Annotated in this window: 24 protein-coding genes; 18 read left to right on the top strand and 6 right to left on the bottom strand. The window is 41.7% G+C overall.

Going from position 1 to position 21,951, the window contains the following annotated elements:
• Positions 1-24 precede the first annotated feature (24 nt).
• From FZC78_RS03430 to FZC78_RS03415, 4 genes are all read left to right on the top strand, one after another.
• The gene (locus FZC78_RS03430; protein WP_353733559.1) at positions 25-1,077 is read left to right on the top strand and encodes an ABC transporter permease; all 1,053 of its coding nucleotides are present in this window, start codon (positions 25-27) and stop codon (positions 1,075-1,077) included.
• 255 nt (positions 1,078-1,332) lie between these two features.
• Positions 1,333-2,196 (top strand): STAS domain-containing protein, encoded by an 864-nt coding sequence (locus FZC78_RS03425; RefSeq protein ID WP_148938274.1) that lies wholly within the window; start codon positions 1,333-1,335, stop codon positions 2,194-2,196.
• A 144-nt stretch (positions 2,197-2,340) separates the two neighbouring features.
• A complete protein-coding gene (locus FZC78_RS03420) occupies positions 2,341-3,264 on the top strand; it encodes a methyl-accepting chemotaxis protein (RefSeq protein WP_148938273.1) in 924 nt (307 codons plus the stop codon).
• 267 nt (positions 3,265-3,531) lie between these two features.
• Positions 3,532-3,714: a hypothetical protein gene (locus FZC78_RS03415; protein WP_148938272.1), complete on the top strand. Its 183-nt coding sequence runs from the start codon at positions 3,532-3,534 to the stop codon at positions 3,712-3,714.
• A 211-nt stretch (positions 3,715-3,925) separates the two neighbouring features.
• Here the strand turns inward: FZC78_RS03415 and FZC78_RS03410 are convergent, their stop codons facing one another.
• The 4 genes from FZC78_RS03410 to FZC78_RS03395 form a co-directional block, all read right to left on the bottom strand.
• Positions 3,926-4,669, bottom strand: a complete 744-nt coding sequence (locus tag FZC78_RS03410) for a YqcI/YcgG family protein (RefSeq protein ID WP_148938271.1) — start codon at positions 4,667-4,669, stop codon at positions 3,926-3,928.
• A gap of 181 nt (positions 4,670-4,850) precedes the next feature.
• Positions 4,851-5,126 carry a YqhV family protein gene (locus tag FZC78_RS03405; protein ID WP_148938270.1) on the bottom strand — a complete coding sequence of 92 codons (276 nt, stop codon included), beginning with the start codon at positions 5,124-5,126 and terminating at the stop codon, positions 4,851-4,853.
• A gap of 279 nt (positions 5,127-5,405) precedes the next feature.
• Positions 5,406-6,434 (bottom strand): ABC transporter permease subunit, encoded by a 1,029-nt coding sequence (locus tag FZC78_RS03400; protein WP_148938269.1) that lies wholly within the window; start codon positions 6,432-6,434, stop codon positions 5,406-5,408.
• A complete protein-coding gene (locus tag FZC78_RS03395; RefSeq protein ID WP_148938268.1) occupies positions 6,412-7,296 on the bottom strand; it encodes an ABC transporter permease subunit in 885 nt (294 codons plus the stop codon). Before FZC78_RS03395 ends, FZC78_RS03400 begins: the two co-directional genes overlap by 23 nt.
• Positions 7,297-7,397: 101 nt before the next feature.
• On the opposite strand from FZC78_RS03395, the gene FZC78_RS03390 reads away from it, so the two are divergent.
• Together FZC78_RS03390 and FZC78_RS03385 are read left to right on the top strand one after the other, a co-directional pair.
• Positions 7,398-8,120 (top strand): hypothetical protein, encoded by a 723-nt coding sequence (locus FZC78_RS03390; protein ID WP_148938267.1) that lies wholly within the window; start codon positions 7,398-7,400, stop codon positions 8,118-8,120.
• A gap of 24 nt (positions 8,121-8,144) precedes the next feature.
• Positions 8,145-9,260, top strand: coding sequence for a serine hydrolase (locus FZC78_RS03385; protein WP_148938782.1), 1,116 nt, complete (start codon positions 8,145-8,147; stop codon positions 9,258-9,260).
• A 531-nt stretch (positions 9,261-9,791) separates the two neighbouring features.
• Here the strand turns inward: FZC78_RS03385 and FZC78_RS03370 are convergent.
• The gene (locus FZC78_RS03370) at positions 9,792-11,462 is read right to left on the bottom strand and encodes a ribonuclease J (protein ID WP_148938265.1); all 1,671 of its coding nucleotides are present in this window, start codon (positions 11,460-11,462) and stop codon (positions 9,792-9,794) included.
• Positions 11,463-11,620: 158 nt separating this feature from the next.
• Between FZC78_RS03370 and FZC78_RS23450 the strand changes: the two genes are divergently transcribed.
• The 11 genes from FZC78_RS23450 (at position 11,621) to FZC78_RS03325 (ending at position 20,379) form a co-directional block, all read left to right on the top strand.
• Complete coding sequence (locus FZC78_RS23450; protein WP_187444783.1) at positions 11,621-11,797, top strand: hypothetical protein; 177 nt, start codon at positions 11,621-11,623, stop codon at positions 11,795-11,797.
• A 618-nt stretch (positions 11,798-12,415) separates the two neighbouring features.
• Positions 12,416-12,541: a hypothetical protein gene (locus tag FZC78_RS24485; RefSeq protein WP_286365467.1), complete on the top strand. Its 126-nt coding sequence runs from the start codon at positions 12,416-12,418 to the stop codon at positions 12,539-12,541.
• A 295-nt stretch (positions 12,542-12,836) separates the two neighbouring features.
• A complete protein-coding gene (locus FZC78_RS03365) occupies positions 12,837-13,772 on the top strand; it encodes a metal ABC transporter solute-binding protein, Zn/Mn family (RefSeq protein WP_286365466.1) in 936 nt (311 codons plus the stop codon).
• A gap of 13 nt (positions 13,773-13,785) precedes the next feature.
• Entirely contained in the window at positions 13,786-14,538 is a 753-nt protein-coding gene (locus FZC78_RS03360) for a metal ABC transporter ATP-binding protein (protein WP_148938264.1), read from the top strand.
• Between the two features lie 67 nt (positions 14,539-14,605).
• Complete coding sequence (locus FZC78_RS03355; RefSeq protein ID WP_252183525.1) at positions 14,606-15,475, top strand: metal ABC transporter permease; 870 nt, start codon at positions 14,606-14,608, stop codon at positions 15,473-15,475.
• Positions 15,472-16,356, top strand: a complete 885-nt coding sequence (locus FZC78_RS03350; protein WP_148938262.1) for a metal ABC transporter permease — start codon at positions 15,472-15,474, stop codon at positions 16,354-16,356. The genes FZC78_RS03355 and FZC78_RS03350 overlap by 4 nt, the downstream gene beginning before the upstream one ends.
• A 16-nt stretch (positions 16,357-16,372) precedes the next feature.
• Positions 16,373-16,747, top strand: a complete 375-nt coding sequence (locus FZC78_RS03345; RefSeq protein WP_148938261.1) for a metal-dependent transcriptional regulator — start codon at positions 16,373-16,375, stop codon at positions 16,745-16,747.
• A 182-nt stretch (positions 16,748-16,929) separates the two neighbouring features.
• Complete coding sequence (locus FZC78_RS03340) at positions 16,930-17,799, top strand: ABC transporter permease subunit (RefSeq protein WP_148938260.1); 870 nt, start codon at positions 16,930-16,932, stop codon at positions 17,797-17,799.
• On the top strand, positions 17,796-18,812 hold the full coding sequence (locus tag FZC78_RS03335) for an ABC transporter permease subunit (protein ID WP_148938259.1): 1,017 nt from the start codon (positions 17,796-17,798) through the stop codon (positions 18,810-18,812). The genes FZC78_RS03340 and FZC78_RS03335 overlap by 4 nt, the downstream gene beginning before the upstream one ends.
• A gap of 332 nt (positions 18,813-19,144) precedes the next feature.
• A complete protein-coding gene (locus FZC78_RS03330; protein ID WP_187444821.1) occupies positions 19,145-19,435 on the top strand; it encodes an AbrB/MazE/SpoVT family DNA-binding domain-containing protein in 291 nt (96 codons plus the stop codon).
• A 524-nt stretch (positions 19,436-19,959) separates the two neighbouring features.
• Complete coding sequence (locus FZC78_RS03325) at positions 19,960-20,379, top strand: DUF4181 domain-containing protein (RefSeq protein WP_148938257.1); 420 nt, start codon at positions 19,960-19,962, stop codon at positions 20,377-20,379.
• A 148-nt stretch (positions 20,380-20,527) separates the two neighbouring features.
• Here FZC78_RS03325 and FZC78_RS03320 read toward each other — a convergent pair whose 3' ends face one another.
• Positions 20,528-20,950, bottom strand: a complete 423-nt coding sequence (locus FZC78_RS03320; protein ID WP_148938256.1) for a VOC family protein — start codon at positions 20,948-20,950, stop codon at positions 20,528-20,530.
• A 94-nt stretch (positions 20,951-21,044) separates the two neighbouring features.
• Between FZC78_RS03320 and FZC78_RS24690 the strand changes: the two genes are divergently transcribed.
• Positions 21,045-21,308, top strand: a complete 264-nt coding sequence (locus FZC78_RS24690; RefSeq protein WP_148938255.1) for a sigma factor — start codon at positions 21,045-21,047, stop codon at positions 21,306-21,308.
• Positions 21,309-21,951 lie beyond the last annotated feature (643 nt).

The raw sequence follows: 21,951 nt of genomic DNA, 5'->3' as shown, positions 1-21,951 counted from the left end.
CTTTTCTTCACAGGAATAACAGCTGTGTTTGCACAGTTATCTGAGACTTCAAGGGGAACAATCGGATATTCCTTCACGGTTTTAGGTGCCGCCTATTTAATTCGTGCAATTGGAGATGTCAGCGGCGAAACCCTGTCATGGTTTTCCCCTCTGGGATGGGTGCTGGGCTCAGAAGTATATGTCAATAATTATTGGTGGCCGGTCATCATGACAGCGGTTGTATCTGGAGCATTGATTTTAGTATCTATATACTTGAATTCCATAAGGGATTTAGGATCAGGATTTCTTCCTGCTCGTCCCGGAAAGCGATTTGCATCTTCTTTATTGCTGAGTCCATTTGGGCTGGCAGCACGTCTTCAGCGCACTGGACTGATTTCGTGGACAGTCGGGATGCTGTTAATCGGGGCATCCTACGGTTCGATATTTGGAGATTTGGAATCTTTCTTCAGTGAAATTGAAATGATGCAGAAGCTCCTGCCCTCGGCAGATGGGTTTTCACTAACAGAACAATTCCTGGCCAAAATCATGTCTATAGTCGCAATGATCAGCACAGTACCAGCTCTGATGACGGTTTTGAAATTAAAAGGGGAAGAAAAAGCTCAACGTACCGAACATCTGCTGGCACGAGCTGTTTCAAGGACCCGCATGATGGGCAGCTACCTCTTTCTTTCCCTTATTGTTACTATCGTCATGCAGGGTGCCGCCTCCCTCGCCCTTGGAGCAGCAGCAAATGCAACGTTGGAAAACAGTATTGAATTCAGTACTTTCCTGCAGGCTGGGATGGTGTATCTTCCAGCGATGTGGATCTTCATCACCATTGCAGTCCTGCTGGTCGGCTTCGCGCCAAAATTAACAGGTCTTTCCTGGCTTTATTTAGGCTATTCATTCTTTGTCGTTTACCTTGGCGGATTGTTCCAATTTGATGAATGGGTCGGAAATATTTCACCGTTTGCCCACATACCTGAACTTCCGATTGAAGAAATGAATTTTCTGAAGGTCATCCTTCTAACAATTCTGGCTGTTATTATAGCTGCTGCAGGATTTGCAGGATACCGCCGGAGGGACATCCAGGGATGAAAGAAGGCTCATTTCCTTGCAAGGAGATGAGCTTTTAATTTTGGTATGTTTTCCTGCTGAGGAGTGAACTGTATTGTGGAAAGTTTTGCTGCTATTTTATATAAATTTTTTGAAAACGATAACTAAGCGTAAATAACCTGGTAAGCAGGAAACAGAATTACTCTTTCCTTAATAAACTCTTTTCTAATGGTTTACTTATACGCCGCAAAGGGTATATAACATTGTTTACAGTTTTTTCAGGAAGGAATTCAATTTATGTCTTATTCTAGTGAATTTAATAGCATAAAAAATCAGAACTTCAGAAACTTTGAGGAAGCGGCAGACAGCATTCTCCGCATGATGGGGAAATTGATGAACATCAATACTCTTTTCATCGCGAAAAATGACAGAAGAAACAATGAAATTGTTAAGGTGCTGAACAGGGACAAGTCCTTGCTCAGGGAAGGAGACACCCTTCCATTTAAGGATACCTTCTGTAAAGTCAGTGTGGATAAAGGCAGGGAGCTCTTGATTATTCCCGATATAACGAAAAATGATTCCACCAAATCTTTAAATGTCACTCATGATTTGGGGAGCGGCGGTTTTGTGGGAATCCCTATTTATTATGAGGACGGCAGTAACTATGGAACCATATGCGGACTTGATACAGATCCCTTCACACTGTCCGAGGAGCAGAAGAAAATATTTGAAACGATGAGTTCACTGCTCTCCTTCGTTCTTGAACTTGACCATGCTAATAAACAGATTGAAACACTGTCGGCTCCGTTGGTACCCATTACTCGAGGAGTGGCGGTTCTTCCGATTGTTGGGATTATTAATGAAGAAAGAGCAGAAAGAATAGTAGAATTAACATTGATGAAAAGCCAGGAAGTGCACCTGGAACATCTTGTCATAGATTTATCAGGCATTACACATATCAATGATGAAGTAGTGTCTTCCCTGCTGCGGATCGTCAGTTTGATGAAACTAGTGGGCGTAGAACCTATGCTGACGGGAATCCGTCCTGAAATCGCAATGCAGGCAGTAAGGGTCCATATCGATCTGAAAGATATTCAAATTGAGGCTAATCTTGCTAACGCTTTAAGCTACTTGGGCTTTACGCTTCAAAGAAACCAATAGACGCCTTTCCGGTCCAGAGTCAGCTCTGGGTCTTGCAATGAAAAAAGAATTAATCTGTTGCTAAAGGCCTATGTATAAGGTAATGTTAAAATAAATAGACGAAAAATTATAAAAAATTACAATTACTTACATATGGGGGTTTATATGAACACGTTAATGACTAAAAAGAGTTCGGATATAGTGACTGACGAACTGGTAGTAAAGGCAATCGAACAACATCTGGCAATCATCCGGTTTGATGTCAACCGCCGAGTGGCTTATGTAAATGAGCTGTTTGCGAACTCTATGGGTTACATAGCAGCCGATATGCAGGGAATGCTGCATAAAAAGTTCTGTTTCCCCTCCTTTGCTAATAGTCCGGAGTATGAAGCGTTTTGGAGAAAGCTTCTTGCAGGGAATAGTTATCAAGGGAAAATAGAACGGGTGGATGCACATGGAAACAAGTTATGGCTGGAGGCCACCTACATGCCGGTTTATTCAGAAGATGGGCAAAGCGTCGTGGGTGTTTCAAAAGTGGCAACCAATATAACCAAAAGACAAACTGAAATCCTTAATATGGCAGATCACCTGAGTGAAATGTCCGAACAGCTGCATAATCGTTCCGAGATCGGTATAAAGAGAAGCAAAGAACTTCTGACAACCATCGAAAGAATTTCCTATGAATCAAAAGAAAATAAACAAAACCTTGAGAACCTGCAGAACCAGGCGAATTTTATTACAGGTATTGTTAAAACCATCCGTGAAATCGCTGCACAAACCAACTTGCTGGCGCTTAATGCTGCCATCGAAGCAGCCCGTGCAGGCGAACATGGAAGAGGGTTTGATGTGGTCGCAAAGGAAGTACGCAAGCTGTCTGAAAAGGTCGCAATGTCAATTACAGAGGTAAAGGATAACATCGACGGGATTGTCAAGGAAGTCGGAAAGGTGTCAGACAGCATTGAGCGGATTTCGCAGAGTGTGGATGAGAGCCAGAAACAAATAGATATCGCCATGCAGGAATTTGATGCAATCAGCAGCTCAGCTGAGGGACTGGATAAGAAAGCACAGGAGTTTACTTCTATCATATAATACTAGACCTGCGTCATTTTATATGGCTCTTTTCGTAAACTTTGTTGCTATTCTATACTAATTCCGAAAATAACTAACTATATTTTACCTTACTAACCTGGTAATCATGAAAAGAAAAGAGCTGCGTTCCCGATTAGAGAGAAATCCCTTTGTATCCGGAGAACAGGGCTGCTTGGGTTGAGTCTTGGAATGGGAATGAGGCTGTTAAAACATTGGCTGGCCGCGATTTTCTTTGGTGGACTTGCATTGTCGGGAGGTATTTTCCTTTTGTTATACATTATTAAGTTCTCTATACTTGGCCCAGCGGTTTCGGGGGCATCCCATTTAGCAGTCATTCTTGGAACCCTTGTGTTCTCGGTGCTGTATTCAGCCATCTGCTACAGAATCAGCACTCTTGGAATAAAGGAGCTGGACCGTATGCTGGCCAAAGGAGTTTCTTTAGGAAGGTAAGGATTCACCAAGGCCCTTTGCAGAAAGGGTCTTATTTAGGCTCTTTTCGTGAACTTTGTTGCTATTTATTACGAATTTTTGGTAGTTCACCAGAGAGACTCCCAAAACAAGAAAGAAAAACCCCTAGTAGTCAGGGGGGGAATCTGCTCCTTGGGATTTCCGTAAGCAGCAATCTAAGCTATGTAAACCGAACAAGGTAGTCCGGTGGTGTTCATTTTTCTCGGGAAGCCTTCACCATTTTATGAAAAGGACATTTGGAAAGAGCAGAATCATCGTCTCTCAGGAAATATTGCTTCCATTCGTAATTATCTTCACTGCCGTACTTTTTCAACTCGGGATGTGCCTCTATGTCATCATAATCATCCAGTCTCTTCCGGATTTGCTTTTGCACCTTCTCAGCGTATGCTGGGTTAGAATTAAATTCCTGCAGGACCCACCTCGGGGTGATGGCCATCATCATGTAGGGAAAAGAGCGGCTGTCCCTGTTCTTGTGGAGCGGGGTGGCACAGTACATGAAGTACTGCTCTCCATGAAAGCAAAATTCCCAATGTGAATCCTCGGGCTCAGTTGGAATATGCGCCGGCCAGTCTAGTTCATCCTGTTCATTCAACTGGTTCAGCAGCTTCCAGAATAAGAATTCAAAATCTTCCACTGTATTGGTCTCTACAAGGGCTGCTGGTGTATCAAAAAAAACGACCAGTGTGGTATACTTGCCGAAATCACGGCTCTTTATGGAATATTGCTTAAGGATCTCAGCAAGCTCTATTCCCGTGGATTCAGATCCTGGAAAGCCTGCAAAACCATAACGCAGATGCTTTAACCCATATGCCTGAGTGGCCGGAATGCAAGGGAATTTCTTCTTGCTCGTCATTTTATCTGAGAACCGGCTTATAGCATCTTTCTGCCATGGAGATAAACTTTCTGTTTCAGGACCATCTTCTTTATATAAAACCATACAAAAACACCCTCCTCTCAGTAAACAGAATATTACTGAGGAGGATATAGGTGAATGTCCTATGAATGAATGGGCGGGTGTCATGTATTAGAATGTGTTTTTATCATGGAGCAGGAGAGATCTTATTCAAAGCAATCATATAAAAAAAGCCGGCCATACATTGACCGGCCGGCACTATACTTTATTTCATTTTTAAGCTTAACCCAATTAAAAGCACTCCCGAGATGAGAAAGACGGCCTTCATCAGTGAAATCTTCCCCGATAAACCCATCAGCCCGATTGCCGTGGTAGAAAAAAATATTGTCGGTCCTACAAGGGCCAGCAAGGTATTGATGGCAAACGCCTTCTCAAGATCGTTGAATTTCAACATAAGCAAGGCAGCGCCAATTTCTATGCTTCCTGATAAAATTCTTAAAGCAACAATTGCCAAAAGAGCCTTTTCTATAAAGACAAACATCCAACGTCCCCTCACTATACAGTCTTGGTATGTAGAAATACGATCCTTCAAATTGATCGCTTGTACAATTTATGCAAAGTAAGGCAGCATTAGTAGTGAAATGAGGAAAATGCCTCTATAGGAGACGAGTTTAAAAGAAGGGTAGATAGAGCCAGGTTCAGATTGAGTGGATTGAGCGAGGTTCAACTTTAAGAAAAAAACAAGTAAGGGGGACTCCTTAAAAACATAAATGGGTGAACGGAAAAAAGGATCAGAGAATACCTCTGATCCTTTTTTCATTTAGTGCTTCATGGTGAATAAATCCTCCCTGACAACAGCTGATGCCGGTTTGTCTACAGGTCCTTTTACTTTCTCTGCTTCAGGAAAATCTTCCTCGATCAACAGTTTTCTTAAGGTGGAACTGATAGAATTAAAACATAATATCGTAAGTGCAAACAAGATCAATGGTACGACTACAAGGGTCGGTGTAATAAAGATTTGGTTAATGTTTATGCTGATTGTAGCAGCCCATTCATTGGTATGTGAGAAATATACAGGATTGGAAGGGTCCAACCCGCTAAAGGCAAAGTCTGCTATCTTAAGTCCACCGAGTGCCATTATTAATATGCCAAGTTGAATAAACAGCGCGAGAGCCTGTGATACCTGCTCGGAAAACAAGACAATGGAGTTTCTGCGGAACTGAGGGAGCAGGTGGCGCCTGAAAATATGAAACCGGCTTGCCCCCATGGTCCGTGAAACATCAATAAATTCTTGTTTCATAAATAGTTTCATCTCTTCGCCAAGATAAACGGCAAGAGAGGGGATTGTGATGAACGCAATGGCAAAGAGTTGAATGACAAAATAGTTGGTCGAAGTCAGATAATCTTCTTGGAAAATGTCCTCTAACGGCACTAATAGTGCAAAGACAATGATGGCGAGCGGGATATATTGAAAAGACTCACCCAGGTTTTTGAAAAATCTTCCTAAACGATTCGGCAGGAAGGAGTATATCACAGCAAATAAGAAACCGGCTGCAATCCGCAATAATGCCACAGTTAAAGCGGCGAAAATCGTGTATTTCGCCCCTGTGAGAAGCAAGAGCAGGAGATTCCTGCCGAGTCTGTCACTGCCTGCAGGAGGCATTTCGCTCGGTGTGAAAGGGGGAGCAGCAATGATTTTTCCATTTTCATCTTTCAAATAATCCACTACCTCGTCATAGCCGGGATTCACTACCGGAACCAAAAAACTGGTGATGAGCAGGCCAGCCAGCAAGAGGATGGGCAAGCCTAATTTAAAGATGAATGTTTTAGAGATGTTGTTCTCCTCCATTCAACCATTTTCCAAGAAGGTACGAACCTAAAGTGAATATGATGAAAAATGGGACAAATACAAGAAGCATGCCAATGAAGAATGCAGCGGAGGATGTTGTGGCCGTCCTCAGCAATGCAGTCATAAAGCCGTTGATATTAAACAGAACCTCGATAACCAATAGATTGGAAAGCATGAACAGGAATATTGGCTTCAGGTGAAAGAAGAAGTGAACCCATACATTCCTGAACAAGTGCACCCACAAGGTATAAGTCTTTTTAAAACCTTTGGCATAAGAGAATTCAACATAGGGCTTGGACTCTTCTTCTTTCAGTTGAAAAAGAAATTGCTTTAACAAAAATACGATAGGCAGAATAGATAAACACAGGATAGGCAGGAAATAGGTCCTTTCATCGCCGAACGCATAAATATTGAACAGCAGTACCCCGGTTTTTTTGAACAGCCAGACGATGAATAACTGAAACGCGACTACAATAAAGACATCTGGAAAAGCATCTAGAGTATTGATGATTTTTAATGTGAAGCGATATAGGCGCCGTGGCATCAGCATGATGGAATAGCTTAGCAGGACAGAAGCGGAAATCGCAGCGATGAATGCTGCTAAGATTATTGAAAAGGAATAGCCGTATGTATTGAAAAACACAGTGGTGATAGGATACTGCTTGTCTCCTTCTCCCCAGTAAATATAGAGAGAGGACAGATTAGCAAGGTCTATAATAGTCTGCTTCATTTGTTCTGCATAGATTCCTAGAGTAAGAACAAGCTCTGTATCATAATTCAATAATGAATTGATTCCACTTAAGAGAAATAATCCAAGTACGACAGTGAAAAAATGAAATGAGGTGTTCGCAATTTGCCTCATGGAACTCCTCCTTATTTGAAAATCCTAACATTTTTTTCACATAAAATGTTACAATAATGAAACTGAATTGTAAATAAAATTCTGAATAAACAGGTGATTTAATGAATAAGAAAACTTTCCTTTTCGCCATTCTTCTTTTACTCATTCCTGTCCTTACTGCCTGCCGGATTGACTTGGCCGGACAAGAAGAGTTTGCCCGCTCTGCTGCTGAAAAGATGAGAAGCCAATCTGCAAAAGAAGAAGATAGCCTAGGGGACTCTAATGAAAAAGAAACCTCAGTGGAAGCAAACGCTGAACCTACGAAGAAAGCTCCTATAGGGGAACCCACATATAAACTAGAAGGACAAGCCACTTTAAACGGAAGTGAAATCAGCATCCAAGGGAAAACAAATATACCTCCAGGAGCTATTGTATTTGCCAGGCTTAGAAGGTATAAGAGTGATGCAGAATTGGAAGATATTAAAAACTATCGTGTCGAACCATTCAGCAATACTGATGGTGATGTTTACATGGAGGTGTTATCAGATGGCACGTTTTCATCAAGAGGGAGATTTGAGCGAAGAAATCTTTCTTTAAGGTACCGGCTTGAATTGATATTCCTTCCAGAGATCGCCCAAGAAGGAACAAGGGAGCGAATAATAGAAGAGTTGGGCAGCCTGGACAATCTATCCGGAATGGTCCCTATAGAGACCTTAACCAGAAATTCCTTTAAGGAACCAGTGGTCCCTGGCTATATCAAATATGCAAATGTATTAAAACAGAACGAGGAAGGTGGAGATGGAGTGACGATTGAGTTTGTTTCTCCAGAAAATCTTCCAAACTAATAAAAAAGGATTGATGTGCTGATTATGAAAATCGCCATGGTGATTGTGTCAATTATTCTTCTTATTATCCTTTTCGTGTTCATTCTCGGGGTGCGAATGTACAAAAAAGAGATAGTTAAAGAGAATCCTGAATATATTATTGAGCTTGTTAGAGCAAAGCAATTGGGGGGTGAGGCAGCGCTTGCAATCCGTTATAAAAACGAAGAATGGGTGAACATCAATGCAGGGCATGTCCTTCCACTCGCCAGCACAGTCAAAATCATCTTGGCAATAGAATATGCTCAGCAGGCAGCAGAAGGGAAGATTGATCCCGAGCAGCCGGTCAGTCTTAAGACGCTGAATGACTTTTATATTCCCCATACAGATGGAGGAGCCCATGAGGCTTGGCTCTCTCAAATAGAAGACGTGGATGGCAAAGTTCCTCTAAGTGAAGTGGCAAAAGGAATGGTCGCCTTCAGCTCCAACGCAAATACGCACTATTTAATGAACTTACTGGGAGAATCCAATATCAATCAGGTTCTTGCAGCGTTAAACCTGGAGAGCCACGACCCGATTTATCCTATAACAAGCGCGATGGCGGTTCCTATCTACTTGAAAGAGAAGCATTCTTTTTCTGACGATGAACTGCTTGAAGCGCTTAAGGAAATGGAGATGCGGGAATACAGCCGGCTGGCAACTGATATAGGAGAAAGCTGGCTGACTCATCCAATGTCAGCACAAGAGAAGAAAGATCTTTTGAAGTTAATGGACATGGATGTCCAGAGAATCTGGTCAGATCGCTTGCCGGGTGCCTCCGCAGAAGATTATCTTTCCATCATGGAAAAGTTAAACAGTAAAACATATTTCAGTGCTTCTGTTCATCAATTCCTTGATCCAGTGATGGAGGGTGTTATGGCGAATCCGCAGAACCAAGAGTGGCTGGCACATGCAGGTCAAAAGGGAGGCTCGACTGCTTTTGTTCTGACTAATGCTATGTATGCAAAAGACAAGAAAAGCGCCGAGACAGAATTTGTATTGCTTGCGGACAACCTCAGCCCCCTGGAGCAGCGAAAGCTCTCAAGGAACCTGAATGGTTTTCAATTGAAGTTTTTGCGTGATGCCGAATTTCGGCTCAAGGTAAAGACCGAGTTGGAATCTTAAAGGGTGACAATAAATTTTTGTTCGTTTTGCTTTCTGGTATTAGTAAAAAAGGAATCCATCCTGTCCAAGTGAATTGTTGGAAGGAAGGGTTCCTTTTTTTAAAAGATAAGAAAATAAAAGGTTTAGTTCGAAAATTAGGGAGCGTTTCTTAATCCAGCTCCAGCGCCTAGCCCCTCGGGGTCAAATAACCCAAAGAGAATAAAAGGGAAGACCGCCTTTTTTTCTCTTTGGAACATTTGCCTGTCGGGGCTGATCGAGGCGCTAACGCTTTTTTGTGCAATCCAGCTCCAGCGCCTAGCCCCTCGGGGTCAAATAACCCAAAGAGAATAAAAGGGAAGACCGCCTTTTTTTCTCTTTGGAACATTTGCCTGTCGGGGCTGATCGAGGCGCTAACGCTTTTTTGTGCAATCCAGCTCCAGCGCCTAGCCCCTCGGGGTCAAATAACCCAAAGAGAATAAAAGGGAAGACCGCCTTTTTTTCTCTTTGGAACATTTGCCTGTCGGGGCTAAACAGGGCGCTTGCGCTTTTTAATTAAATCTCAATGATAATCGGTATAATCATCGGTTTCCGTTTTGTCTGCTTAAACAAATACTGGCCAACTGATTTCATGATGCTCTGCTTAATGACTTTCCATTGGAGGTTTCCTTGTGGCAGATCATCCAGTGTATCGCGGACAATATTATTGACCTTCCTGAGAAGTGCCTCGGAATCTTTCACATAAACAAAGCCGCGGGAAATGATATCGGGCCCTGAAAGCAGACGCTGTTCTGCCTTGCTCAACGTCAGGACGATAACTAGAATTCCGTCTTCGGACAGCTGCCGGCGGTCGCGCAGGACAATATTCCCGACATCGCCGACACTGACTCCGTCGACATAGGTGTCACCTGCCGCTACTGAGCGGGTCTGTCTTGCTTCTCCATCTTCTATATCAACGACCTCGCCATTTTTTATAATAAATGTATGGCCTGTTTCCACCCCGACAGATTCAGCCAGCAACCTGTGATGGTGGAGCATCCTTGTTTCTCCGTGAATAGGGATGAAATACTTCGGATTCATGAGAGTCAGCATCAACTTCAAATCTTCCTGATATCCGTGCCCGGAAACATGCATGCCGGTAGTGCTGCCTGTTCCATAAATAACGTGAGCTCCAAGATTGTACAGGTTATCAATGATTTTTGACACACCTTTTTCATTGCCAGGGATAGGGGAAGCAGCCAGAATCACAGTATCTCCAGGATCTATTGTCACATCGCGGAACTGTCCGGAAGAAAGGCGGCCAAGCGCAGCCATTTGTTCTCCCTGGCTGCCCGTACAAAGAATGGCAACTTTTTCGGAATGAAAGGAATCGATATCTCTATGGTCGATGATCATTCCTTCCGGGACATTCAAGTAGCCTCTTTCCAACGCGACTGACACTACATTGACCATGCTGCGGCCGAGAAGAGCGAGCTTTCTGTTTGTTTTCATAGCTGCGTGAACGACCTGCTGCACCCGGTTCACGTTGGAAGCGAAAGTCGAAACGAATATTTTTCCTTCAGCCTTTATAAACGCCTCATCCATATGGCTGCTGACGATGCTTTCAGAAGGAGAAAACCCTCCGCGTTCCGCATTGGTGCTTTCGGATAGCAAAGCTAAGACGCCTCTTTTACCGATTTCGGCCATTTTATGTATGTCCGACTTCTGGTTATTGAGAGGTGTCCAATCAAATTTGAAATCACCCGTATGGACTACGGTCCCTTGAGGAGTATCAAAAACGATGCCCAGGCAATCTGGAATACTATGGCTCACGTTGAAAAAGGAGGTTTTTATTGATCCGAACTCTATCACCGAATTGGAATCAATCGGTATAAGGGTCGTTTCCCTCCTCAATTTATGTTCCTCCAGCTTCAATTCAATAAGGCCAAGGGTAAAATTGGTCGCGTAGACGGGTACATTCAATTTTTTCAAAAGGTAAGGTACTCCGCCAATATGATCCTCATGTCCATGGGTGACCAGAAGTGCTTTGACTTTGTCTGCATTTTCTTCAAGATAACTTATATCCGGAATGATTAAGTCAATTCCCATCAGAGATTCATCAGGGAACTTTCCACCGCTGTCAATGATGACCAAGTCATCTCCGTATTGAAGGACATACATATTCTTTCCGATTTCATTACAGCCGCCGAGGGCAAAAATCGATAATAAGCTGGTATTTTCACTCATAGTTTTTCCTCCTGTTGGTGTTTTGCGCTTATCATTCCCTAGATGTTTTGGTTCTATTTACCTTATTAACTCAAGGAATCCAATCACCTGCTTATTTAGGATAACTTCGAAAAAAATAACCATAATACTCCTTATAACCAATATGTGGGAGGGTTACTATGAGATATAGAGAAGAACAGCCTTGTATAAGATGTGGGATCCCTTATTCCATTAAAGCGTTCTACTATAAAGGAAACGTGCTTATGCACTGCGGTATTTGCAGAGAAGAGATACGGGAGAACAAACATCTGGAAATGAAGCGGCTTCTGGCGGTCGAGGAAGAATTATCTTCTTAAACTTAATATATTTTATGAGGGCACTAAGTTGGATTAGTGCCCTCGATTTAAATAGGAAAACCTGTTGATATTAAAATAAATTCAAAGAAAAACAGTCTGTTAAATTATTATGCGGCTATAACCAGTGTAAAGAATCCATATTTTTCGTTCTTACTTCTTATGAAAGAAAGGACTCAGCCTCTCAGATAATAAAGAGGAGTTATGTGCAACTCTCATTCGTTTGCAGCATATACTGCTTGTGAAAGTTGGCTTCAGGCAAAAAAATAGCGCGTGGCTATTTTAAGGAGGTTGGGGAGTTATGCAGAAAGAGGTGAAACGAGAAAAGGACAACAAAATTTTGAAAAAAAGATTTCTTCGGTTTGCTATTACTCTGTTACCCGTAGCCCTTTCAATCATTTTGTATTTTTTAGTAAAATATAGGTTTTGAAATAGAGAGTAGATACTGATCAAATGAGCATCTGAAGTGCAGGTTGGACGGTTTGCAAGCTCCAAGCTTCTTAATACTGTCTGAGGCAGACGGTGTGACTCTGCGTTTTTTTGCCTATATTTTTGCACAAAGGAAACATTTTTAGGGGGAGTGAATATAATTTGGTGAACGCAAATAAAGGGGTGGTGAAAATGTATAATTCTGGCAGAATTCAGAAGAAGATCAACAGGTACGCTGTTGTCTTTAAAGCAATGGGAATCCTTAACGAGGAAGAATTGAAAAAAATAACCGAAAGGAAACAAAAGAAAAACTTTTAAAGAACAAATTTATGGAGATGTTCAACTATTTTTTAAAAAAAGGAATTTTTTTGGTTGAAGGAAACAAATAGTGTGTTGTAGAATATAGTTGAAAGCGGCTGGCAAAAGGTGGTGTATAAATTTAACACTGTACATCGATGAAAGGACTGTCCCTCTTAGTAGGATTAAAGCAGTAAAGTTATAAGTTGTAAGGCTTCTATATTTTTTTGTTTAAGAGTTGCCCTAGGGAAACTATTGTGTGGTCGGTTAACTAAATTGTCCTAAGTTAAAAACAAATGAAGAGAGGTATGTAAAGATGAGAATGATGAAAAATGCTTTTTTGGCTGGTGCTGCACTTCTATTGATTTTAAGTGGATGTTCGAACAATGGCGAAACAGAGGCGGAAGCAGATGGAGGTAAGATCAAGGTCACATCAACGATCGGCCAGATTAATGATATCGTAAAAAACGTGGGAGGTGAACATGTCGACTCTGCAGGTTTGATGAAGTCAGGCGTTGATCCCCATCTTTATAAGGCATCTCAAGGTGACATAAAAAAACTGGAGGAAGCAGATCTGATTTTCTATAACGGATTGCATCTTGAAGGGAAAATGATTGAGATTTTCGAGAAAATGGAAGATGAAAAGCCAACGATTGCGGTAACAAAAGATATACCGGAGGCTGAGTTGTTAAAGTCTGCAGATGGATACGCGGAGCATGACCCTCACGTGTGGTTTGATATAGAGCTGTGGATCAAGGTCACTGAAACAGTGACGGAAGAGCTTTCCAACTATGACAAAGAGAATGCCGGCGAATATATAGCGAATGGAGAAGCTTTCATTCAAAAATTAGAGGAACTTGACCAATATGCCGAAGAACAGATATCGACCATACCTGAACAATCCAGAGTCCTGGTTACAGCTCATGATGCATTTGGATATTTTGGTGAAGCTTATGGCATTAAGGTAATGGGACTTCAGGGGATCAGCACGGCTTCTGAATCAGGGTCAAAGGATGTCAGCGAGCTGCGGGATTTCTTGGTTGATAATAAAGTGAAAGCGGTCTTTGTAGAATCAAGCGTGCCGAAAAAAGCCATCGAAGCCGTCATTGAAGGAGCAAAGGAAAAAGGGCATGAAGTGGAAATTGGTGGAGAACTCTTCTCAGATGCCATGGGAGAAGAAGGGACCGAAGAAGGAACGTATTTGGGAATGGTCCGCCATAACGTGGATACGATTGTCAATGCTCTGAAATAAAGGAGGAGTTAGAATGAATTCACCATTAAAGGTACAAAACCTGGCAGTAGCTTATCAAAAGAAGCCGGTATTAAGGAATATTTCGTTCAGCGTTCCTGAAGGCAGCTTGATCGGGATCATTGGACCCAATGGAGCCGGAAAATCAACGCTGATAAAATCGATACTTGAACTGATACCTTCCTTGGGAGGTGATGTCGAGATATTCGGAAGCTCATATAAAAACTCCCGAAAGCGTGTAGGATATGTCCCTCAAAGGGAATCAGTCGACTGGGATTTTCCGACGGATGCTCTGGATGTTGTAACAATGGGCCGTTACGGCCATCTTGGCTGGATCAGCCGACCAAGGAAGAAAGATAAAATGTTTGCCATGGAATGCTTGGAAAAGGTCGGGATGGCGGAATATGCCAACCGCCAGATCAGCCAGCTTTCGGGAGGGCAGCAGCAGCGCGTATTCCTTGCTCGGGCTTTGGCTCAGGATGCAGATCTGTATTTTATGGATGAACCATTTGTTGGGGTAGATGCGGCTACTGAGAAAGCGATAATCTCTTTATTAAATGAATTGAAGCAGCAAGGAAAAACGGTTCTCGTGGTCCATCACGACCTTAATACTGTTAAGGAATATTTTGATTGGATCATGCTGCTCAATGTAGAGTTAATCGGAGTAGGGCCAACGGAAGATCTCTTTACAAAGGAATACTTGCAAAAGACATATGGTGGAAAACTAACTATGCTGGACTCCGGTTCAACAGCTTTGATAGGGAATTGAGGTGATCGGATTGAACTGGCTTACTTTCTTTCAAGACCCGAATACTCAATGGATTTTGCTTGGTTCCATGCTGCTGGGGATAAGCAGCGGGGTCATCGGATGTTTCGCATACCTCCGAAAGCAGTCACTCATGGGGGATGCCCTTTCTCATGCAGCTTTACCAGGAGTCTGCACAGCCTTTATGCTGACAGGAACCAAATCTATTGGCTTCTTCCTGATCGGGGCAGTTATTGCAGGTTTATTAGCCACTCTAATGATCAGCGTAATAACGAAATACTCAAGAATCAAGCAGGATTCTGCGCTGGGAATTATCCTGACAGTTTTCTTCGGAGTTGGGATTGTTTTACTGACACAGATACAGCACAGCAGCAGCGGAAACCAAAGCGGTTTGGATAAATTTTTATTCGGGCAGGCAGCCTCCATGGTGCAATCGGATGTTTACACCATGGCAGCCATCAGCCTGTTCCTGGTTGGTGTTTGCGCCTTGTTTTTTAAGGAATTTAAACTGCTGTCTTTTGATCCAGGCTTTGCAAAAGGAATCGGTCTTCCGATTTTCCTGCTTGATCAGTTCATCATGCTCCTTCTCGTAATTGCCGTTGTCATTGGCATTCAGGCAGTGGGCGTAGTTCTGATGGCAGCATTGCTGATAACACCTGCAGTATCTGCCCGCTATTGGACAGAAAAGCTGCATGTGATGGTCGTTCTCGCCGGCGTTTTTGGTGCATTAAGCGGATTTGCAGGTACCATCGTCAGTACAATGGCTTCCAATCTGCCGACAGGTCCGCTTGTCGTACTGTCAGCCACTGCACTCTTTGTGGTCAGTATCATTTTCTCACCTACAAGAGGGGTTCTGGCGAAAGTTAAAATGAGGATGGCGGCAAAGCGGAATTACGAAGAGGTATACATGAACACTAAAGTGAAGGAGAGGTCCTCATGAATGATTTCTGGATAATATTGATTGGCGCTCTCGTGGCTTGCTCCTGCAGTATTCTAGGATGCTTTCTAGTTTTAAGAAAGATGTCAATGATAGGGGACGCTATCAGTCATGCAGTCCTTCCGGGAATTGTGCTGGCATTTCTGTTTAGCGGTTCAAGGGATTCGCTGTTCATGATGATTGGGGCAGCAGCACTAGGATTGGTAACCGTGTTTTTGATACAAATGTTCCAGAATAACGGCGTGCAGTCTGATGCTTCGATCGGCGTTGTTTTTACTGCACTATTTGCAATTGGAGTGGTGCTCGTAAGTTTATTTACAAGGCAGATCGACTTGGATTTGGATTGTGTCCTTTATGGCGAGATAGCCTACGCTCCATGGGATACCTTTCAAATTGGCGGCATGAGCTTAGGCCCTGCCGCTGTTTGGGGAATTGGATCCGTGTTCTTGCTGAGCATTTTGATTATAAGTTTGTTCTATAAACAATTCAAAATTTGTTCTTTCGACCCTGCGATGGCAGCTGCATTAGGAATTCCCGTAGTTTTGTTTCATTATCTTTTGATGGGATTAGTATCATTAACAACTGTCGCTTCATTTGAAAGTGTTGGTGCCATACTGGTCGTCGGAATGATTATTGTACCCGCAGCTACCGCTTATCTGCTGACCGAAAAGCTGAGCAGCATGATTTTCATCAGTATGGGTGTTGGTATTATCAGTTCCATTGCAGGATACTATCTTGCTTACTTTTTGGATGCGTCGATTGCCGGTTCGATGATTTCTGTTGCAGGCGGATTATTCTTACTTGTGTTTCTGTTTTCTCCGTCGCACGGAATTGTTGTGAAGAAAGTAATCAGAAGAAAGCTTGTTTCTGGCGAAGCAGTTTAGAAAGAGGTGATCTAAGATGCCATCACCCTCGGAAGAAAAGTATTTGGAAGAGATATATTATGCTGTATTGGAAAATGGATATGCCAGAATTTCTTTAGTAGCAAAATCATTGAAGGTAGGGATCTCCTCTGTTTCAAAGATGGCTGGCAGATTAGCTCAGGAAGGGTTTATTGATTACAAACCATATGGAATTATATCACTAACACAAAAAGGGATGAAAAAAGGCCGTGAATTGGAGAGGAACCATAAAGTACTCGAAGAATTCTTCCGTTTGGTGGAATTGGAAGAAACCCTCATTGAGCAGGAGGTCATGAATATAGCACATCACTTAAGTAATGAAGCGTTGAAAAAAATAGAAATACATGTAAAAGAGAAGAGGACCAATTCATAACATTCCTAATTTACTAAGTGGTAACTGGTTTTATAACACCATTTTGATGGCCAGATTCATGGGATGAGCAGCGGATTAGTTCCTCTGCTCTTTTTTTTGTTATGAGAGACTCTTGAACACCAATTTATGGTAAAATGGAAATGTTTTATTGTAGAATTTAGTCGAGAGGGGGAAAGAAAGTGGTGGCAAAATCGTTTGTAAGAAAGCTGTTGGAGCCAATTCTTATAATACTTGGAATTCTGTTGGTAAGCGCAGGGTCAGGATTATTTCTTACTCAAAGACCGTCATTAAGGACTTATTGGGAGAGCTTGCGGAGTGTGCTGGTTGATTTATCACATCCGTTCCAGCTTGTTTATATTAACCCCATATCGGATGTGGAGAGGGAATTGTTCCCGATTATCCTTACAGCTTTCGCCAGCAGTGCAAAAATTGTGTTTCTTGCTTTATTCATTGCCATAGTGGTATCAGTTCTGCTGCTGATACTCTACTATTCAGCAGGGAAGTGGATCAGGGGAGTGATGAAATCAAGCTCTTTTCTAGTAAGCTCGCTTCCTGATATCTTTGTGATTTCAGCTTTGCAGATTTTTGTCGTCTGGTTCTTCAAACAGTCAGGAATATTATTAATCGACGTGGCGTCGGTCGGAGAGAATCAGGTGATTCTATTTCCTGCTGTAACGCTGAGTATCCTCCCGGCATTTTTCTTCCTTGGATTGATGGTGTCTTTTGTCGGGGAGGAAGAGAACTTACCTTACGTCGAGCTGGCCAGGGGAAAAGGCCTGACAAAGTACAATCTGCTCTTCGTACATATGATCCGAAATATCTTGATCAGTTTAACTTATCATGCAAAGCAAATTGTCTGGATGATGCTTTCCAATCTATTAATCTTAGAGTATCTATTTAATGTTTTCGGTGTAACATCTTTTCTATTCACCTATAACACACCATCTATCTTTGCAATTACGGCAATCCTCCTCTTTATTCCGATTTATTCTCTATTAAAAGGACTGCAATTTGTAATAAAGCAGAAAATCGGGAAGGAGATGAGCTTATGAGGAATCGGACCGCTTATAAATGGAGCGTGTTCATATGTACTGCTTTTGTAGTCTTGATGGTGGGGGGAAGCCTGGTATTCAATAATATCTTTGATGGAGAGATTCCTCAGACCACCTTGAAATATGATGAATCAGGAAACCTGATTGGTGGAGCACCTTTCAAGCCTTCTCTTGATTTTCCTTTTGGAACGGACCGTAATGGGTATGATATGTTTTTTAAGGTACTGCAGGGAGCTCAATATACGTTGGGAGCAGCCATTCTCATTTCTATTATAAGTTTTTTGATATCTTTTGTTTTTGGAATAGCAGGAGGTTTTCGAAATTCACGAAGCAAGTACGTGACACAGACAATCCTGACCTCTTTTTATTTTATTCCGCAGTCAATCATTGCTTATAACGTCTTATACCCTTTACTTTGGGAGACGTCTGCCGGATTTCAGACCACTTTTACCGAGAGGGTTATATGGCAAATCGTCACCCTTGCCTTGATCACGGTCCCAACGACTGCCATTTTAATTTCCAACGAAACTCGGGAAATCCTTCAGAAAGAATTCATCTTGAGTGCCAGGGTACTTGGAGGCAGCAAGTTTTTTCTATTTAGGAAGCATCTGCTGCCTCATTTGAAAATGAGATTGTTCATCATCTTTCCAAAAATCATCATCCAAGCTTTATTGATCATTGCACACTTAGGGTTTTTCACTCTGTTCTTTGGGGGAACCGATGTATGTTATGAGCCGTTTTGTGATCCGCCAAAGCCTTTTGTACAGGAATGGGCAGGCATGATGGCGATGAACTATAAAGATCTTTTCAACGCATCGTGGATATTCATGGTGCCGATGCTTTTCTTTTCACTAACTATTCTTTCGCTGAATGGGATAACTAAAGGGTTGGAAGGCTTGTCTACTTCGGAGAAGAGAAAAAAAGGAATCTTTTTGGAAACGGACAGAGAAGAACGTTACGTTTCCGATTCAAAAGATACCGCTAACCTATTTCGTCTGATATCCAAAAGTTGAATCCTATTTATGAGGTTGCTGGAAAATGATGAGGATTCAGTGATTCAATAGATGTTTCACAAGATTAGCAGCGGTGACAGGCTTCTGCTGTTTGGCATAATACTACAGAATCAGCGTTCTCACTAGAAAAGCAGTTGCCAATAGATGAAATGTTGCTTATTTGCCACTTCAGAAACTAGTCGAAATATTATATGATTTATAGGAATGAAGTTTTGTTACATAACTATTAAAAGGGAAGTACCCTGTAAATCAACCAAACTTAGAAACATAGCCGGTCATGATAGTGAATAGGCTGGGGGTTTCTTTTTAAAATACACATTTCTAGAGGAGAGATTATAATGAAGTCGACTGGCATTGTCCGTAAAGTGGACGAACTGGGGCGTGTTGTGATTCCTGTCGAGCTGCGCCGCACATTAGGAATTGCTGAAAAAGATTCTTTGGAGATTTATGTGGATGAAGAAAAGATCATCCTGACGAAATACAAGCCTAGTAAGACCTGCCATATCACAGGTGAAGTGTCAGAAAAAAACGTTGAGATTGCAGGCGGGAAGTTGATTCTGAGCCGTGAAGGGGCCGAAAAGATTATAAGAGAAATACAGGAATCCTTTCAGGAAGAAAAATAGTGTACTGAATGTAAGCACCTTGTAGATGAATTCTCAGGGTGCTTTTTTTTATAGCTCCAAAGTAAACGAAAAGAACCAAATAAAAAGCCATGTCCTAAATGAGTAACAAGCAATAAAAATAAGGGAGAATTTTTTCATTAATTATAAGTTTAGGATTATTTTGGCTTAAATAATGGAAGTGATTTCCTTTATATGAAGAGATCGTACATAATTTATAGGTTTTAAGTCTATTAAGGGAGTTTTCTTCCTTTATTTTACCTGTTTTTCCTGCTATTTATTAATTAAGGGAATCTTTTTCCTCTATCTTAAAGATGAAAATCGGACAGCTATACAGAATTCAGTTCCACCCCCAATCACCCATGACCACGCCTTCTTAATGGATCTAAAGGTTATCTTGAAAAAATTTTGCCTCAAGGCGCTTCATTTTTTATCCATCTCCTGGCGTCCAGCAATAAATAAATATGAAACTTTCATTCAATGACAATCGTCTAATACACAGTAATTAGACGGAGGGAAGCGTTCAAATGGAAAGTTTACTGCTGAAAGTCATTATATTTTTAGTGCTGTATGCACTCGTCATCATTTTGTTCAATACAGTGATGAGAAAAAAACTTAAGGTGAAGAGGAAGAAGATCTTTTCCTACAATCATTTAAATGAAAAACATAAAAAAATTGACTGGATGATTAGATTCAGTTTCATTTTAGTATTAATCATTAGCTATCTCTATAATATGTCACAGGAGATATATGATCCGGTTTGGTTTATGGAGACTCATACCCTGCTGTTGGGATTTATCTTGGTTTCAGAGGTGGCGAGGGCCATTATGGAAAAGCGATATGCTGAAAATAAAAATGACTACAAATTCACGCTGATTCAAACAGGTTTTATTGCCGTAACTTTACTATCGTTTTTTGCCACAGATTTTTTGGGGGTGTTTAATTAATACAATAATTGTTGCTGAGGCTTTATCATCCTTTCGTACACTAAACTCAGCCACACGCGGTCGTTTAGATGGGTGTTTTACCCTGCAGCTTCATTAAAAAATCAAAAGGCGCTCCTGGTATTGAACCGGGCGCCTTCTTAATAAATTATTATTCTATGTCATTTGCCTGCAATCTTCTAATATTAGCAGAGTGAAAAGGAGATCCCTCTGCTTCATCCACCACGCTGAAAATATTGCCGTCGGGATCATAAAAATCGAAGCACTTCATCCCGCCAAAGTCTTCAATATGAGTGGTGACAACTCCTCTGCTTTGAAGCTGCTGATGAACATCATTAATATCTTCAACAACAAAGTTAAAGTAGACATTTTTCTTCTTGCCATGGATCGCAAATTCTGTAGGTTGAGGAGCTGTCGTCTCAACCAGTCCTAATTGAGTGGAACCTGATGGAAAGTAAAATCCAGCGCCGCCTTCCCATTCATCAATCTTTTTGACACCCAGATTTTCTTCATACCAACTGGCAGACTTCTTAAGGTCAGTGACAGGAACAAAGACACTTCCAACTTTAAACATACTATACTCTCTCCTTTATATATGAATTCTTATGTACAACGAATACAATGATAAAAAGGTTACATAAAACTTTAAAAAAGTTTAGGGTGGTCATATGATTTTTGCAGACATGGAATCAATAATGAGAAAAATTTATAAATACTGTTTGAGTTTAACTAAGTCTGCGTGTCAGGCAGAGGATTTGGTACAAGAGACTATGCTAAAAGCATACAACGTTAAAAGCTGCGAGCCTGGTCGAATCCTTACGATTTCTTTTCTCTATACAACAGCAAAAAACCTTTTTATAGATGAAAAAAGAAGAAGAGTAACGGGTTCTGTTTTGAAGTGCAAACTTCTAATTAGCCAAAGAAAAGGTTAAGTGATTCGTACCCGGAAACAATGTCTGTTGATTTCCACTCCAGGTGCGTGACTCTGCGGGGCGTGCGGTGAGCCTCCTCGGCTTCATAAAAAGCGGAAGCGGCCGTTCAGCGACGTACGGATTTTAGGGCTCTCGTATGAGATAAAGGAAACACAACGAACGAAGTGAGTTGATGTTGACTTATCGCAAGGAGAGAGACCGAAATCTGCTAGTCGCTGGCCGCTGGAGCTGGATTCGCCTGTGGGGTCTCACCTGTCATCAAAAGTGGAAGCGCCTAGGTCAGCCCCGACAGGCAAATGTTCTCAAGAGAAAAAAAGGCGGTTTTCCTTTTATTCTCTTGGGGTTATTTGACCCCGAGGGGCTAGGCGCTGGAACTAGACGATCGCTAGTCCCGCAGGAGATCACGCACCTTCCGTTCCAATCAAATTATTGTTAGATTTTTTATAATTAACTACTCTCCTATTTAGTAGTATTGGTTATAGGAAATTGTGCCTCAAATTTTGTAGAACAAAAAGTTCTGTCATTTGCTATTTAGGGTACATTTTGTATTACCAATTGAACAGAGTTACTAGCAAGATTACCCTTAAATCAACAAAAAAAGGTGTGCCAAAATCAATGCGGTTTGACATTCCTTTTGATATGC

This window comes from Rossellomorea vietnamensis (assembly GCF_008180415.1).
GTDB lineage: Bacteria > Bacillota > Bacilli > Bacillales > Bacillaceae_B > Rossellomorea > Rossellomorea vietnamensis_C.
This window is presented reverse-complemented; position numbering and strand designations above follow the sequence as displayed.

Coding starts and splice junctions, on each gene's coding strand:
- FZC78_RS03395 (WP_148938268.1), bottom strand. CDS start 7,296: ATGAGGCAAATTGCGAACACCTCATTTCATTTTTTCACTGTCGTACTT.
- FZC78_RS03355 (WP_252183525.1), top strand. CDS start 14,606: ATGCTGCTGGGGATAAGCAGCGGGGTCATCGGATGTTTCGCATACCTC.
- FZC78_RS03365 (WP_286365466.1), top strand. CDS start 12,837: ATGAGAATGATGAAAAATGCTTTTTTGGCTGGTGCTGCACTTCTATTG.
- FZC78_RS03350 (WP_148938262.1), top strand. CDS start 15,472: ATGAATGATTTCTGGATAATATTGATTGGCGCTCTCGTGGCTTGCTCC.
- FZC78_RS03335 (WP_148938259.1), top strand. CDS start 17,796: ATGAGGAATCGGACCGCTTATAAATGGAGCGTGTTCATATGTACTGCT.
- FZC78_RS03320 (WP_148938256.1), bottom strand. CDS start 20,950: ATGTTTAAAGTTGGAAGTGTCTTTGTTCCTGTCACTGACCTTAAGAAG.
- FZC78_RS03400 (WP_148938269.1), bottom strand. CDS start 6,434: ATGGAGGAGAACAACATCTCTAAAACATTCATCTTTAAATTAGGCTTG.
- FZC78_RS23450 (WP_187444783.1), top strand. CDS start 11,621: ATGAGATATAGAGAAGAACAGCCTTGTATAAGATGTGGGATCCCTTAT.
- FZC78_RS24690 (WP_148938255.1), top strand. CDS start 21,045: ATGATTTTTGCAGACATGGAATCAATAATGAGAAAAATTTATAAATAC.
- FZC78_RS03425 (WP_148938274.1), top strand. CDS start 1,333: ATGTCTTATTCTAGTGAATTTAATAGCATAAAAAATCAGAACTTCAGA.
- FZC78_RS03345 (WP_148938261.1), top strand. CDS start 16,373: ATGCCATCACCCTCGGAAGAAAAGTATTTGGAAGAGATATATTATGCT.
- FZC78_RS03370 (WP_148938265.1), bottom strand. CDS start 11,462: ATGAGTGAAAATACCAGCTTATTATCGATTTTTGCCCTCGGCGGCTGT.
- FZC78_RS03405 (WP_148938270.1), bottom strand. CDS start 5,126: ATGTTTGTCTTTATAGAAAAGGCTCTTTTGGCAATTGTTGCTTTAAGA.
- FZC78_RS03325 (WP_148938257.1), top strand. CDS start 19,960: ATGGAAAGTTTACTGCTGAAAGTCATTATATTTTTAGTGCTGTATGCA.
- FZC78_RS03360 (WP_148938264.1), top strand. CDS start 13,786: ATGAATTCACCATTAAAGGTACAAAACCTGGCAGTAGCTTATCAAAAG.
- FZC78_RS03390 (WP_148938267.1), top strand. CDS start 7,398: ATGAATAAGAAAACTTTCCTTTTCGCCATTCTTCTTTTACTCATTCCT.
- FZC78_RS03410 (WP_148938271.1), bottom strand. CDS start 4,669: ATGGTTTTATATAAAGAAGATGGTCCTGAAACAGAAAGTTTATCTCCA.
- FZC78_RS03420 (WP_148938273.1), top strand. CDS start 2,341: ATGAACACGTTAATGACTAAAAAGAGTTCGGATATAGTGACTGACGAA.
- FZC78_RS03385 (WP_148938782.1), top strand. CDS start 8,145: ATGAAAATCGCCATGGTGATTGTGTCAATTATTCTTCTTATTATCCTT.
- FZC78_RS24485 (WP_286365467.1), top strand. CDS start 12,416: ATGTATAATTCTGGCAGAATTCAGAAGAAGATCAACAGGTACGCTGTT.